The sequence below is a fragment of the Nocardia sp. NPDC052316 genome, from assembly GCF_044547795.1.
In the GTDB taxonomy this organism is placed as follows: Bacteria; Actinomycetota; Actinomycetes; order Mycobacteriales; family Mycobacteriaceae; genus Nocardia.
Genome location: NZ_JBIUBB010000001.1, coordinates 63,539 through 76,530, shown reverse-complemented (window position 1 = coordinate 76,530; position 12,992 = coordinate 63,539). Strand labels below are relative to the sequence as shown.

Genomic DNA, 12,992 nt, shown 5'->3' with positions numbered 1-12,992 from the left:
GTATTCCTTAGAAAGATCGCGGCGGCTACAGCGCCAGCCGATACGTTCGGCGGGCGGTTCCCGCGAACAGCGCGGCCAGTTCGGTATCCGAGGCGCCGGCGGCAAGCCGTTTGAAGGCGTTCCACAGCGTCGCGTATCGGGTTCCCATTTTCTCGACGGGAAAGTTGCTTTCGAACATGCACCGGTCCGGACCGAAGGCCTCGACGCAGGTGTCGAACCACGGACGCCACAGGGCGGCAAGCTCTTCCGAGGTCGGCGGTGTCGCGGCGGTGCGATAGTCGAAGGCGGCGGCGGTGGCGAGCAGGCCGCCGAGTTTGCAGACGACGTTCGGTCGCCGCGCCACCGCTTCGATGCCGCGCGCCCAGGTGGTGAAGTGCGCCGGCCGGTCGGTGGCATAGGGTCCGAAGCCGAGCGGTGCGCCGCAGTGGTCGAGCACCAGGCGCAGTTCGGGAATCGCGTCGGCCAACTCGGCGGCGTCGGCGAGTTGGGGGGACAGGATCCACAGGTCCAGCGTCAGGTCGCGGCCGGCCACCACGCGTGCGCAGTCCCGCACCGCCGGTTCGGCGAGCATGTGCGGACGGCTACCGGGATGGCTGAGTTTGATGTCCGCGCTCGCGTCCCAGCTCGCCGCGTAGCGCAGACCGCGAAATCGGCCCTGCGCCGCGGCGAGGTGATGCTCGATGACGGTGTCGACGACGTCGGCCCCGAGGGCGAAGTCGGCCCGCCCGACGATTCCGGCGGCGACTCTGGTCGGGCCGCCCGCTGCGTCGCCGGCGGCGGCCAGGGCCGCGATGCACTCGGTCTCGCCGACCGGTCGCAACTCCGTCGGTCCGTCGGTGCGGTACGCCGACATGCACTCGATGTGGACGGTGCCGATCACGTGGTGTCCGCTGCCGGTGTCCGCCGTGAATTCCTCCAGGAGGTAGCGGAATCCAGGGTGGTACCAGAGGTGATGGTGCGGATCGATGATCGGCAGGTCGGGCAGCAGGATCTGCTCCGGCCGCTGCCGTGCGAGCCAGCTCTCGTCCGGCGGGAAGATCCGGCCGAACTCCGTCGGGCGCGTCGCAGGGGAAACCTGAGCGTTCATGGTGGCGGTCTCCCTTCGTTCGCACTCGCTAGCTGATTCAACAAGTAGGTACGCTAAATTACCTAGAGATATTAGGCAAATGCTTTAGGTCTTTGATCGATGAGGAGAACGGTATGGCACGCGCGCGGATGACCGACGAGAGCTTGGTCCGAGCGGCGGCGGAACTGGCCGACGAGATCGGCTTCGACAACGTGACCGTCTCCGCCCTGGCGCGCAAGCTCGGCGTGAAGGACACAAGCCTGTACTCCCGCCTGGAGAACGCGCGTGACCTGCGGGTGAAGGTGGCGGTGCTGGCGCTGGCCGAACTCGCCGACAAGGTCGCGGACGCGCTGGCCGGCCGCGCGGGCAAGGACGCGCTGGTCGCCTTCGCCAACGCCTACCGGGACTACGCGAAGCGGCACCCGGGCCGGTACGCCGCGACGCAGCTCGATCTCGACCCGGCGACGGCCGCCGCCAGCGCGGCCATGCGGCACGCGGAGATGACCCGCGCGATCCTGCGCGGTTACCACCTGCCCGAGCCCGCCCAAACCGACGCGATCCGCCTGCTGCACGGCACCTTCTACGGCTACGTCAGCCTGGAAACCACCGGCCGATACGACAGCCACCCGCGCAGCGTCGAGGACTCCTGGTCGCGGTCCTTGGACGCACTCGACGCGGTCCTGCGGAACTGGCCACCGGCCTGAGCGCCCGGGTTCACCTGCGGCGCAACAGCACTCCTCGGATGAAGGCCGCCTGGCCCGCGTGCTGGATGTCGTCGTCGACGACACTGATCAGGCGGACGCCGAGGGTGACGGGCGGATCCCAGTGGGTGTCGACGGCGTGGGGGAGATCCGCGTCGGTGAGTCCCGAGACGTATTCGATCGTCTGGGCGTGCACCGCGTCGTAGTAACCGAGGAGCAGGTCGGCCGACGCGGCCCCGAGCTGAGCCACCTCGTCCGGGCTGTCGCCGTAGCCGGTCGCCGTGTCGTCGAACGGCAAGCCGAAACGCTCGGCCCAGCCCGCCGCCGTCCACACCTGTTCGACGCCCGCGACGTCGGCGATGTGGTCGTCTTGGACCCGGGTGAGATGCCAGATCAGCCAGGCGATGGAGTTGGCACCCGGATCGAGCCGGGCGGCGAGCTCGTCGTTGGTGAGGCCGGATACCGCCGCGTGCACGTGTTCCTGGACTCGGCCGAAGGCGTCGATCAACAAGTCAGCGCTGGTCATGATCGGGTCCAATCGTGGGGGAACGGTTCATTATTCCCGCCTCGGCGCCGGGCGGGGTGGTGGCAGGCGGTCGGCGCGGCGGGTGTGGGCTCCGCGGTCGCGTGTGTTCCATGAATTCCGACGGAGCGCCTCGTTAGGAGCACGTGAATTCTTCGCATCGGCGTGCGACGGGTACGGTCTTCTCATTACTCGGGCCGAGCGATGGCGACGCTCCGAACAAAGCAGAAGCGTGCGCTGTCCGGGTAATAACAGGTAAACGCGGGAAACCTTTCAAGGAAAACTGAACGCGCTTTTAAGCCGCACTGAAAGGCTGCGCGATTCTATTTGCGCAGGCACTCCCATGGGCCACTATGCTGACCAAATCGCCTGGCCAGCAAGCTCATTGCCGCTGGTGGCGGCCCGCTCGTATTGCGGGCGAGGCATTGTGAGCACAACTGTAATCGGCGGTAAGAGTGGCATGTAATCTGCGACACTTCCGCCCAGGCTCGCCCGCGACAAGAAGCGAGCCGATGACTATTGTCGTTTCGCGCCCGTGAAATGCAGTTCGCCGGACACCTGAAAATCATCGCGATGCAGTGGAGGTACAACCCAGTGGGTAGACGACTTTTTCGGCAGGCAACCGGTGGCCCCAAGCTGAGACCGATTCTCGCGGCCCTCGGTGCGCTGACGATCAGCGCGGTCATGGCCTCCGCGGGCACCGTCACCGCCAATGCCCAGCCGATCTATCCGAATCCGGACCCGGATCCGTTCTACGCCGCCCCGGCCGATATCGCCGCCAAGGCCCCCGGTGACGTGCTCGACACCCGTCCGATGCCGCCGCTGTTCTTCTTCCCCGGCGCCTCGGTCACGTTGATCAAGTTCCGCTCCACCAACTCCCTCGGCAAGCCGATCGCGGCGACCACCACGGTGGTGACCCCGATCGGGCACCGGCCGGACGCACCGCTGCTGTCCTTCCAGCACATCATCAACGGGCTCGGCACCCAGTGCGCGATCTCGCACTCGCTCTACGCCAACGATCCGAACTTCATCGTCCCGTTCGCGCCGATGTTGAACGTCGCGCTGCTGCGCGGCTGGTCCGTCGCGCTGCCCGATCACCTGGGCCCGAACAGTGCTTACGGCGCGGCGAAATTGGGCGGCCAGATCACCCTCGACGGCATCCGCGCCGCCCAGCGGCTGCCGCAGCTCACCCTCGGCAAGAGCCCGGTGGCGCTGTCCGGCTACTCCGGTGGTGGCATGGCGACCGCCTGGGCCGCGGCATTGGCGCCGAAGTACGCGCCCGAGTTGAACATCGTCGGCGCCGCCGAGGGCGGCGTCCCGATGAACCTGACGACGATGGGCTGGGCCATCGGGCACAACCAGCACCCGGCCTTCGGCCTCGGCATGGCCGCCGTGCTCGGCATGGAGCGCGAATACCCGGACCGGCTGCCGATCAGCAGCGCGCTGAACGAGAAGGGGCTCGCGGCGGCCAGGTCGATCGCCAACAGTTGCACCAACGATCTGCTGGCCCGCGGCGTCGGCCACAGCCTGCCGGAGTACGCGAAAGACCTTGTCCTCGCGCACGACCCGAAGGCATGGGCGGTGGCCGACGAGAACAGCGTCGAGCTCTACGACGGCGTCCCCGAGACACCGATCTTCGAGTGGCACTCCCCGCAGGACAATGTCATCCCGCTGGATGCCATCGCGAACACGATGCACCGGTACTGCCGCGCCGGCGTGCGGGTGGAGTCGGAGATCTTCCCCAGCCCCGACCATCTGACCGCCGCCGTACTCGGGTTCCCCTCGATGCTCAACTGGCTCGACGGCCGCTTCGACGGCAGACCCGCGCCGAGCAACTGCGCATAACACCTGCACCCAGACCGACGGGACATGGCGGCGGTACGCCCAGGGCTACCGCCACCGTGTCCCGTCGGTCGTTTGCAGCTCCGGTCTAGAAATGTATGAGACAGACTGTTACGGTTAATCTGTGTCACATTAACCTCGACTGGATATGAGGTAGACGTCATGGCTACAAAGTCGGCAACGGCGCCGTCTCGGACCGCGGCGCACAGCGCGTACGCGGGGATCCTGACGACGCTCTCCGAAGGTTCGGTGAACAAGCACTTCGATCCCTACACCGAGATCGATTGGGAGGCGCCCGAGTGGGCGGTCACCCCGAACGACCCGCGCTGGATCCTGCCGCCGGACAGCGACCCGCTCGGCGCGCACCCGTGGTATCTCGCGCTGCCCGAGCAGCGCAAGATCGAGATCGGCATGTGGCGCCAGGCCAACATCGCGAAGGTCGGCCTGCAGTTCGAGGAGGTGCTGATCGGCGGGGTGATGAACTATCTGTTCGCCGTGGTGCCCAACGGATCGGCCGAGTTCCGGTACCTCAACCACGAGGTCGCCGAGGAGATCAACCACACCCTGATGTTCCAGGAGATGGTGAACCGGATCGGCGCGGACGTGCCGGGCATGGGCCGGATCATGAAGGCGCTCGGACCGCTGGTGCCGCTGCTCGGCCGGTTCTTCCCGACCACCTTCTTCGTCGCCGTCCTCGCGGGCGAGGAGCCCATCGACCACGTGCAGAAGCAGGTGCTGCGCGCGGGCCGGGACGTGCACCCGATCATGCGTGACGTGATGCGCATTCACATCGCCGAGGAGGCCCGTCACATCGCCTTCGCGCACGAGTACCTGCGCCACCGGGTCCCGAAGCTGGGGCGCGTGCAGCGCGCCACGCTGTCGCTGGCCTACCCGATCATCATGTTCATCGCCTGCGACCTGATCGTGAAGCCGCCGCGCTCGCTGTTCCGCGAGTTCGACATTCCGCTGAGCATTCGCCGAGAGTTGTTCTGGCGCAGCCCCGAAGCCCGCGCGCGCCGCCGCGACTTCTTCGGCGAGGCCAGAATGCTCGCGGCGGACATCGGCCTGATGAACCCGGTTGCGAAGCTGACCTGGCGGCTGCTGCGGATCGATGGCGGGCAGTCCAGGTACCGCGGCGAACCGGTGCGCACCCGCTCCTGAATGCGCGGGGCTCGGCGCTCACCCCCATGCGCGCCGAGTCCCCGGCATCCCGGTGTGCCCCTGCGCATCCGGCACCACACCGAGCACCTGGTGCAGCCCGAGTCCGCCGTCCTCGAAACCCAACGCCGAGGCCGCCATGTAGAGCCGCCAGATCCGGGCGCGCCCGGCGCTGGTGAGCGAAACCGCTTGGTCCCAAGCGCTTTCCAGATTGGTCACCCAGACGCGCAGTGTCAGTGCGTAGTGCTCGCGTAGCGCCTCGACATCGCGTACCTCGAAGCCCGCGCGCTGCATCGCCACCGCGACCGCACCGACATCGACCAGCTCACCGTCGGGAAAGACGTAGCGGCCGACGAACGAGTTTCTGCCCATGACCGATCCGCCCGCCGACGAGATCGCGTGATTGAGTAGTCGTCCTTCGGGGCGGAGCAACGCACGCAGCGTGTCGAAATACTCCGCCGCGCGTTCCGTGCCGACGTGCTCGAACATGCCGATCGAGGAGATGGCGTCGAACTGCCCGCCACGCAGATCGCGGTAGTCGGCCAGCCGGATCTCGACCGCCTCGGCCAACCCCGCCTCGGCCACCCGCGCCCGCGCCAGCTCGACCTGGGCACTGCTGATCGTCACGCCAACCACCCGCACGCCATAGGTCGCCGCCGCGTGGATCGCCATCGATCCCCAACCACACCCCACATCGAGCAACCGCATCCCGGGCCGTAGACCGAGTTTGCGGCAGATCAGATCGTGTTTGGCGCGCTGGGCGTCTTCCAGCGACACCTCCCCGTTCGCGCCACCGCTACCGTCGTCGGCTGCCGAGACGAAGCGCGCGCACGAATACGTCATGCTCGGCCCGAGCACCAGCCGATAGAAGTCGTTGCCGACGTCGTAGTGGTGGCTGATCGCCGCCGCGTCCCGGCGTTTCGTGTGCAGCCGCCCGCGCAGCGGACGCACCTCCTCGGGCGGTGGCGTCGGGCGCCACCCCAGCGCGCCGAGCCGGCGCGCCGCGCCGATGGCCTGCCATGCCGCACCGAGGCCGAGCGCGGCGTCGCTCGGCGCGTGCGAGGCCAGCGCTCGGAGAATCGCGAAGATGTCCCCGTCGAGGTCCACCAGGCCGGATACATAGGCCCGGCCGATACCGAGTTCGCCAGGCGCCCAGACCATGTGGCGCAACGCATCTTTGGATCGGATGCGAATGGTTCCGGCGCACGCGCCCGCGGGTTCGATCGCGCTGCCGTCCCAGAACTCGAAGCGCACCGGCGAATCGGACCCGAGCGCGGCCCGCGCCAGGGGTTCGAGCACGGCCGCAACCGTTGTCTTGTCGCCCATAGGACCACTATGGCCCGCGCCGCCCGCCGAGGGCGGCAACGACGGGCCTCGCGTCGGCGATCGCTGCGCCCGAACAGCGCAGGTTCGCTGCCGAGCGGTTCCGCCGGGCCCGCGGGTTGCTCGGTGTTTCGGCCTTGGCCGAATCATGGTGACCGCGCCACCGTCTCGTTCCTAGGCTGCTGAACAGCGACAACGAGGAGTTCGACATGGTGAGAGACGTAGCGGTGCATGGTGAGAGCGGTGTCGCGCTGGCGGTGGCACGGATGGCCGACAGTGTGGTGGCGCAGTGGCAGCGCGGACGGCGGCGCTCGGCGTCGAGGGGGTCGGGCCGGGACGCCCCGGTAGCGGAGGAGTCGCCGCTCGCCCCGAACGCGGCGGAGCTTGTGGTGCGGGTGGATCCGCTCGTCGCGGTACGGTGGCGGGGTTCCTGGTGATCGGAGGTGCCGTGGTGCGGTATCGGGTGGACATGGTGCGGGGCACGGGATCGGCCTGCGACGGCGCGGCCGTGCGAAGGCGAGGTGGCCGGGGATGAAACGGATCATCTGCACGCCGGACGATTTGATGCGGGTGCGCATCGGCGCCCCGCTCGGCGCCATCGCGGAGACAATGCTGGCCACCCGGGTGGTGCAGCGCCGCAACGTCGCCGGTTTCGCGGGCTGGCGCAGCCAGATACGCGGCGCGATCCCAGCCAATTTCGGTGTGCTCACCGACATTCTGCCCGCCGACGATTCGTTCCTCGATCTGATCACGCCTACGCGCGGGGCCCGCACGATGTCCGCGGGTATCGAAGCACTGCACCTGGCCTCGCGCGACGAACTCCGGATGGAAGTGGAGAGCGTGCTGCGCCGCCGGGCGGGGAAGGGGCAACAGCCGCTGCCCTCGTGGACGGCGGAGCTGGCCGACCGAGACGGCACCGCGCGCCGTAATGTGGCCGACGCCGTCGAGGCCTTCCACTCGGTGGCGTTCGCAGGCCGCTGGGCGCACATCCAGTCCTACCTGGAGGTGGCCGCCGAACGGATGGCGCGCACCCTCGCGACCGAGGGCGTCGAGCGGTTGTTCACCGGGCTGCACCCCTACGTGAGCTGGCGCGCACCCGTGCTCGAAGTGCACAGGACAACTCCCTGCCACGACGAGCACCTCGACGGTCGCGGGCTGGTCATCATCCCCTCCATGTTCGCCTGGCCGGAACCGCTCACGCTGTACTCGCTGGTGGACAAGGACGCGCCGATGACGGTGATCGTTCCGGTCCTGCGCGACATCGGCGACTTCGCCGCCGTGTGGGGTCCGCGCGCGACCAACGAGGCGCTGACCGCCCTGCTCGGCCGGACCAGGGCCGCTGCCCTGCAGGTGATCGCGGAAGGGTGCAGCACCACCGAACTCGCCCGCCGACTGGGTGTTTCACCCGCGACGGCCAGCGAGCACGCGTCGATCCTGCGCGAGGCCGGGCTCGTCGAAAGCTGGCGGCACCGCAACGCCATGCGCCACGAGGTGACCACCCTCGGCGCCGCCCTGCTCGACGGCGACCTCGCCACCAGCACCCGCATCGCGTAATGCGTGCCGCGACGTCGGAAAACCGCGTGAGTTCGCGCGGCCGGTGATCTAGCGTTCGGTAAATGGAGCTAGTCGTTCGATCCAGTGATCGGAAGGCCGTGGTCGCGGCCGCGGTGACCGTGGTGCTGTGGGCCTCGGCCTTCGTGTTCATTCGCGCTGCGGGAGAAGACTTTTCGCCGGGCGCACTGGCTTTGGGGCGGTTGGCCACCGGGGCCATCGCGCTGGTGCTGATCCTGATCGCCACGGGGGAGGGGATGCCCGCGCGGGCCGCCTGGCGCGGCATTCTGGTGTCCGGGGTGCTCTGGTTCGGGGTGTACATGGTGGCGCTGAACTGGGGTGAGCAGTACGTCGACGCGGGTACCGCGGCGATGGTGATCAATATCGGGCCGGTCATGATCGCGGTGCTCAGTGGACTGGTGTTGCGGGAGGGATTTCCGGCGCGGCTGATGGCCGGGATCGCGGTGGCATTCGCGGGCGCCGTGGTGGTCGGGCTGTCGAATTCGGGCGGTGGTAGTGCGGCTGCGCTCGGCGTGGTGCTGTGTATCACCGCCGCGGCGGCGTGGGCGGTGGCGGTGGTCGCGCAGAAACCCGCGCTCGCCCATGCGTCGGCGTTGCAGGTGACCACGGGTGGGTGTGTCATCGGTACGGTCGCCTGCTTGCCGTTCTCGGGTCAGTTGGTCAGCGAGGTTGCAGCAGCGCCGCTGTCCGCGACGCTGAGTGTGGTGTATCTGGGTGTGTTTCCAACGGCTTTGGCGTTCACCACGTGGGCGTACGCGCTGTCGCGCACTACGGCGGGAAAGATGGGTGTGACGACCTATGCGGTGCCTGCCCTGGTGGTCCTGATGGCGTGGATCGCGCTCGACGAAGTCCCCGGTCCGCTGGCGGTGGTCGGCGGTGTGCTGTGCCTGTCCGGTGTGGCGATTACGCGGTCCCGCGCGGAGAAGTCGGTCGTACCGGTCGAGCCGGTCGCCTCGGCGGAGTTGGTCGAGCCGTTGGGACACAAGAAGCCGGAAGACCTTGCGGCACAAGAGGTAACAAACCCCAAGTAGTCGGCCCACGCGCGATCGGGCGTGTGCACCTACCGAGCAGGAATCACCGTGATCCGGTGGTGGCCCGGCCGCGCGCCGACAACCGTAAACCGGTGGTGCGTCGACCATCATGGCCCGTCGGTGCGTCGACCATCATGGCCCGGTGGTGCGTCGACCATCATGGCCCGTCGGTGCGTCGACCATCATGGCCCGGCGGAGCGTCGACAACGTGGCCCGTCGGTGCGTCGACCATCATGGCCCGGCGGAGCGTCGACAACGTGGCCCGGTGGTGCGTCGACAACGTGGCCCGGTGGTGCGTCGACCATCATGGCCCGGTGGTGCGTCGACCATCATGGCCCGGTGGTGCGTCGACAACGTGGCCCGGCAGTGCGCCGACAACGTGGCCCGGCGGAGGGCCGACAACGTGGCCTGGCCGAGCGCCGGCAGTCGTGGCCCGGCCGCGCGCCGGCAGTCGGGGCTGGTGATCTGCGAGTCGACGGATCGTTGGCGGCCGTCGCCTACGCTGGTCGCGGACGACGACTTCCGTGCCACTGGTGTAGTCGGCGTGCGCACTATCGGATCGACTGGAAGGGTTGCCGTGGCAGACGATAAGGAGCCGCGGGCGAAGGTCGAGCAGAAGCGGCGATGGATGCGCAGGCTGCTCCGAGCGACCGTCGCCATGGCAGCGGGGCTGCTGCTGGTCGTGGTCGGCGCGAATGTCCGGCTGTGGCTGGTCTCCTCCGGCCACCGGTTCGGCCCCGACGCGGCGCCGACGGCGCCGGTGGTGATCGTGCCGGGGGCCAAGGTCGGCCCGGACGGTACGCCGATGGCGTACCTGCGCGGGCGGCTCGATGTCGCGATCGAGCTGCTGCAAGCGGGTAAGGTTCGCGAGATCCTGGTGTCCGGTGATGCCGCGGGGACCTCGGGTGACGAAATCGCCTCGATGACAAAGTATCTCTTCGACCACGGGGTCGATCCAGCGCTCGTGCGCTCCGATGGCGAGGGTTTGTCGACCCGCGCCACCTGCGAGCGAGCCAGGCAGCTGTTCGGCATCGATCGCGCGATCATCGTCACGCAATATCGGCATGTGCCACGGGCCGTCGCGCTGTGCCGCGCCGAAGATATCGACGCCGACGGGGTAACCGCCTACTGCGACTGTCGGCGGATAACGCTGGTACGCAACAATATTCGCGAATGGCTCGCGGCTCCCAAAGCGGTCGCCGCATTGATCGGCCGCTGACCCGCCGGGAACCAAGGGCGTTTCGTCGAACGAAAGAGGCCCCCGACCTTCGATCCGAAAGGTGCAGGGGCCTTTTCGCGCTACAGGTCTACTTGTCCGGGTCCGGCGGGAACTGTCCCTGAGCCGTCACGGTGGTGCCGTTCAAGGTGTACGTCACGACGGTGGGTCCGCCCGACGGGCAGCACAGCGCGTCTTCGGGCTTCACCCATCGGTACTGCACCGAGACCGTGTTCTTGGTCTTGCCGAGGACCGTGGTGTAGCCGTAGTACTTGGACGTGGCGGTGCCGAGGTAGCTGCCGTTGGTGAAGAACAAGACGTGGTAGCCGGGGTGGCTGCCGTTCCAGTTCACCAGCATCCAGGACAGCACGCCGGCGCAGCCCGCCTCGATCGGGTCGTTGCTGGCCTCCAGGATGACCCACGGGTATCCGCCCGCGTTCGGTGCGAGCCGGCCCACCGCATTGCGGGCGAGCTGGGAATTCGAGTCGAAGCACAGGCCGTGTCCGCTGCCGTTGGGCGGTTGGTTCGCCGGGGGCGGCGGCGGGGCGGGTGCGGGTTCTTGCCGATCGACCGGCGCGGTGGCGGGCGGCGGCGCCTTGGTGGTCTCCGGATTCGGTTGCGCCTGCGGCGGATCGGCGGGTTTATCGATGTCGCCCGGCTGTTCGGAAGCCGGCGCGTTGCTCGGCCCGGCGGGCGAGGACGGAACCGCCGACGGGATCGGCGTCCTGGTCGCCTGCGGTGCCGAGCTCGAATCGCAGCCGCTGGCGCCGAGTACGACGCTCGCGGCCAGTGCGGCAAAAGCCCATGACTTGACGTTCATTGAACCCCCGGAATCGGTGTGGTCGGGTATGGAGTTGCTGCGTTGGCCCCGCAGTCGCTCCGGTTGCCCGAAGCGCGAACGCGGTCCTCCCTCCGCGCGCCTGCGACGACTAACTGGTCATCGGACTACTTCTTAGGCTTGTTACCGAGTTTCCCGCGAGCTGGGGCACGACACAATTGGTGCCCCCATTGTCGGGGGCGTCGACCTGACGGCGCGGATTGCCGCCGCTGCCGAGTGTCGGGTTGCTCGGGTGTGTTCGGCTTGCCAAGATGAGCGAACGTCGAGCACCACCGTTGACCTGCGTTTTCCGTCTGACGACACTGCGAAACGAGGGCGTTCATGCGGAAGTCGAAATTTCCGGTGGTGCTGTCCGGTCTGCTGGTGGCCGGCTCATTGGTCGCCGCCGCCCTGATGTATGAGCCGCGCGGCGCGGCGCGTGCGAACCCGGTGCCGGACGAGCCGGCGCGCGCGGCGATCGGTCCGGCACCCGATTTCGATCCCGCGTTCCAGGCGCGGATCGCGCAGGCCGAGGCCTATGCGAAGAGCAGGCCTGGGTTTACCGGGATCGTGGTGCGCGACCGCCGCACCGGCGCGGTGTGGCGCAATGCCGATGCGGCGACGCCGATGTGGGCGTGCTCCACCCCGAAGCTGGCGATGGCGGTGGACCTGCTGCTGCGCGACGACCTCGGCACGATCAGGCTGACCGCCGAGGACCGCGAGCTGATGCACCGGATGCTGCATGCCAGCGACAACGACGCGGCGACCACGCTGTGGGACCGCTACGGCGGGGAGCAGGTGTTCGCACCGAGGTTCCGCTCATTCGGCATGGCGGGCATCGAGTTTCCCGACCAGCACCCCGACTCCTGGGGGTGGATCCTGGCCAGCGCGAACGACCTCGCACACCTCATCGACTTCGTCCTGGAGCAGCTGCCCGCGCGGCTGCGCGACTACCTGGTCGGCGAGCTACGCGCCGTCGACGGCGGGGACTCGTTGGACACCGACCAGCGGTGGGGCGTCTGGGGCGCGGGCGATAAGGCGTTGCCCGGCAACAAGAACGGCTGGGCCGACGACAACGACGACGGCTCGTGGCTGATGAACTCGGTGGGATTCGTCGGTCCGCGTGAGCGATTCACCGTGGCCATCATGAACAACACTCAGGTGGTCGAGGACGGCTACCAGGTCGGCCGGGAGACGGTGACCAAGATCAGCGAGATCCTGTTCAAGGATTACTTCGGCTAGTTCACGGCCGGTACGGCGGCGCGACGCCCCAACCCCAGTGCGGCATAGGAGCTTCCAACGGAGGCGTGGCGTCGGGCTGGGAATTCGCGCGCGCCAGCCGGGTGCCCCACTCGATGTAGGAGGCGAAGGCGGCGCGGAACTCCGGGTCATCGGGCAGCCCGACCTCGTCGGCGGCGTCCATCAACAGGTTCACCCAGCGGCGGCGCTGCGGCTCGCTGATCGTCTTGCCGAGGTGTTGCCGGACCATGTGCGCGTAGCCGCCGCGTTCGGTGCTGTAGCCCGCGGGTCCGCCGAAGACCTCGGCCAGCCACATCGCCACGTACTTCGGGTGTCCGGGATCCATGCCACGGAACAGCGGGCCGACCAGCTCGTCGCGCAGGACCTCCCGATAGAACACCTCGGTGAGTTTCTCGAAAGCCGCGGTGCCGCCGGCCCATTCGTACAGGCTCGGCACCGCGTCCACGGCCGCCGTTGTTTCGCTGGTTGTCTCCGACATCGACG

Annotated in this window: 13 protein-coding genes; 8 read left to right on the top strand and 5 right to left on the bottom strand. The window is 68.3% G+C overall.

Annotated elements, in window-relative coordinates; translation table 11 throughout:
• Window positions 1–25: 25 nt before the first annotated feature.
• A complete protein-coding gene (locus ACIHA7_RS00370) occupies window positions 26–1,087 on the bottom strand; it encodes an amidohydrolase family protein (protein WP_397283989.1) in 1,062 nt (353 codons plus the stop codon).
• Between the two features lie 113 nt (window positions 1,088–1,200).
• Here ACIHA7_RS00370 and ACIHA7_RS00365 point away from each other — a divergent pair, with 113 nt between their 5' ends.
• On the top strand, window positions 1,201–1,770 hold the full coding sequence (locus ACIHA7_RS00365) for a TetR/AcrR family transcriptional regulator (protein WP_397283987.1): 570 nt from the start codon (window positions 1,201–1,203) through the stop codon (window positions 1,768–1,770).
• A 10-nt stretch (window positions 1,771–1,780) separates the two neighbouring features.
• Here ACIHA7_RS00365 and ACIHA7_RS00360 read toward each other — a convergent pair whose 3' ends face one another.
• The gene (locus ACIHA7_RS00360) at window positions 1,781–2,293 is read right to left on the bottom strand and encodes a DUF664 domain-containing protein (protein WP_397283985.1); all 513 of its coding nucleotides are present in this window, start codon (window positions 2,291–2,293) and stop codon (window positions 1,781–1,783) included.
• Between the two features lie 681 nt (window positions 2,294–2,974).
• Between ACIHA7_RS00360 and ACIHA7_RS00355 the strand changes: the two genes are divergently transcribed.
• Window positions 2,975–4,135, top strand: coding sequence for a lipase family protein (locus ACIHA7_RS00355; RefSeq protein WP_397286425.1), 1,161 nt, complete (start codon window positions 2,975–2,977; stop codon window positions 4,133–4,135).
• A 159-nt stretch (window positions 4,136–4,294) separates the two neighbouring features.
• Window positions 4,295–5,293 (top strand): diiron oxygenase, encoded by a 999-nt coding sequence (locus ACIHA7_RS00350; protein ID WP_397283983.1) that lies wholly within the window; start codon window positions 4,295–4,297, stop codon window positions 5,291–5,293.
• A gap of 18 nt (window positions 5,294–5,311) precedes the next feature.
• Here the strand turns inward: ACIHA7_RS00350 and ACIHA7_RS00345 are convergent, their stop codons facing one another.
• Window positions 5,312–6,616 (bottom strand): class I SAM-dependent methyltransferase, encoded by a 1,305-nt coding sequence (locus tag ACIHA7_RS00345; RefSeq protein WP_397283981.1) that lies wholly within the window; start codon window positions 6,614–6,616, stop codon window positions 5,312–5,314.
• Between the two features lie 206 nt (window positions 6,617–6,822).
• Between ACIHA7_RS00345 and ACIHA7_RS00340 the strand changes: the two genes are divergently transcribed.
• The 4 genes from ACIHA7_RS00340 (at window position 6,823) to ACIHA7_RS00325 (ending at window position 10,435) form a co-directional block, all read left to right on the top strand.
• Entirely contained in the window at window positions 6,823–7,050 is a 228-nt protein-coding gene (locus tag ACIHA7_RS00340) for a hypothetical protein (protein ID WP_397283979.1), read from the top strand.
• A gap of 94 nt (window positions 7,051–7,144) precedes the next feature.
• Window positions 7,145–8,167 (top strand): ArsR/SmtB family transcription factor, encoded by a 1,023-nt coding sequence (locus ACIHA7_RS00335; RefSeq protein ID WP_397283977.1) that lies wholly within the window; start codon window positions 7,145–7,147, stop codon window positions 8,165–8,167.
• A 62-nt stretch (window positions 8,168–8,229) separates the two neighbouring features.
• Window positions 8,230–9,216, top strand: a complete 987-nt coding sequence (locus tag ACIHA7_RS00330; protein ID WP_397283975.1) for a DMT family transporter — start codon at window positions 8,230–8,232, stop codon at window positions 9,214–9,216.
• 577 nt (window positions 9,217–9,793) lie between these two features.
• Window positions 9,794–10,435: a vancomycin high temperature exclusion protein gene (locus tag ACIHA7_RS00325; protein ID WP_397283973.1), complete on the top strand. Its 642-nt coding sequence runs from the start codon at window positions 9,794–9,796 to the stop codon at window positions 10,433–10,435.
• Between the two features lie 88 nt (window positions 10,436–10,523).
• Here ACIHA7_RS00325 and ACIHA7_RS00320 read toward each other — a convergent pair whose 3' ends face one another.
• Window positions 10,524–11,252, bottom strand: coding sequence for an LppP/LprE family lipoprotein (locus tag ACIHA7_RS00320; RefSeq protein WP_397283971.1), 729 nt, complete (start codon window positions 11,250–11,252; stop codon window positions 10,524–10,526).
• 339 nt (window positions 11,253–11,591) lie between these two features.
• Here ACIHA7_RS00320 and ACIHA7_RS00315 point away from each other — a divergent pair, with 339 nt between their 5' ends.
• A complete protein-coding gene (locus ACIHA7_RS00315; RefSeq protein WP_397283969.1) occupies window positions 11,592–12,491 on the top strand; it encodes a serine hydrolase in 900 nt (299 codons plus the stop codon).
• A 1-nt stretch (window position 12,492) separates the two neighbouring features.
• Here the strand turns inward: ACIHA7_RS00315 and ACIHA7_RS00310 are convergent, their stop codons facing one another.
• Window positions 12,493–12,987, bottom strand: a complete 495-nt coding sequence (locus ACIHA7_RS00310) for a group II truncated hemoglobin (RefSeq protein WP_397283967.1) — start codon at window positions 12,985–12,987, stop codon at window positions 12,493–12,495.
• Window positions 12,988–12,992 lie beyond the last annotated feature (5 nt).

What these genes read in the sequence shown, in the direction of transcription:
- ACIHA7_RS00340 (WP_397283979.1), top strand. Translation starts at nt 6,823, where the DNA reads ATGGTGAGAGACGTAGCGGTGCATGGTGAGAGCGGTGTCGCGCTGGCG.
- ACIHA7_RS00360 (WP_397283985.1), bottom strand. Translation starts at nt 2,293, where the DNA reads ATGACCAGCGCTGACTTGTTGATCGACGCCTTCGGCCGAGTCCAGGAA.
- ACIHA7_RS00365 (WP_397283987.1), top strand. Translation starts at nt 1,201, where the DNA reads ATGGCACGCGCGCGGATGACCGACGAGAGCTTGGTCCGAGCGGCGGCG.
- ACIHA7_RS00330 (WP_397283975.1), top strand. Translation starts at nt 8,230, where the DNA reads ATGGAGCTAGTCGTTCGATCCAGTGATCGGAAGGCCGTGGTCGCGGCC.
- ACIHA7_RS00320 (WP_397283971.1), bottom strand. Translation starts at nt 11,252, where the DNA reads ATGAACGTCAAGTCATGGGCTTTTGCCGCACTGGCCGCGAGCGTCGTA.
- ACIHA7_RS00370 (WP_397283989.1), bottom strand. Translation starts at nt 1,087, where the DNA reads ATGAACGCTCAGGTTTCCCCTGCGACGCGCCCGACGGAGTTCGGCCGG.
- ACIHA7_RS00345 (WP_397283981.1), bottom strand. Translation starts at nt 6,616, where the DNA reads ATGGGCGACAAGACAACGGTTGCGGCCGTGCTCGAACCCCTGGCGCGG.
- ACIHA7_RS00310 (WP_397283967.1), bottom strand. Translation starts at nt 12,987, where the DNA reads ATGTCGGAGACAACCAGCGAAACAACGGCGGCCGTGGACGCGGTGCCG.
- ACIHA7_RS00355 (WP_397286425.1), top strand. Translation starts at nt 2,975, where the DNA reads ATGGCCTCCGCGGGCACCGTCACCGCCAATGCCCAGCCGATCTATCCG.
- ACIHA7_RS00350 (WP_397283983.1), top strand. Translation starts at nt 4,295, where the DNA reads ATGGCTACAAAGTCGGCAACGGCGCCGTCTCGGACCGCGGCGCACAGC.
- ACIHA7_RS00335 (WP_397283977.1), top strand. Translation starts at nt 7,145, where the DNA reads ATGAAACGGATCATCTGCACGCCGGACGATTTGATGCGGGTGCGCATC.
- ACIHA7_RS00315 (WP_397283969.1), top strand. Translation starts at nt 11,592, where the DNA reads ATGCGGAAGTCGAAATTTCCGGTGGTGCTGTCCGGTCTGCTGGTGGCC.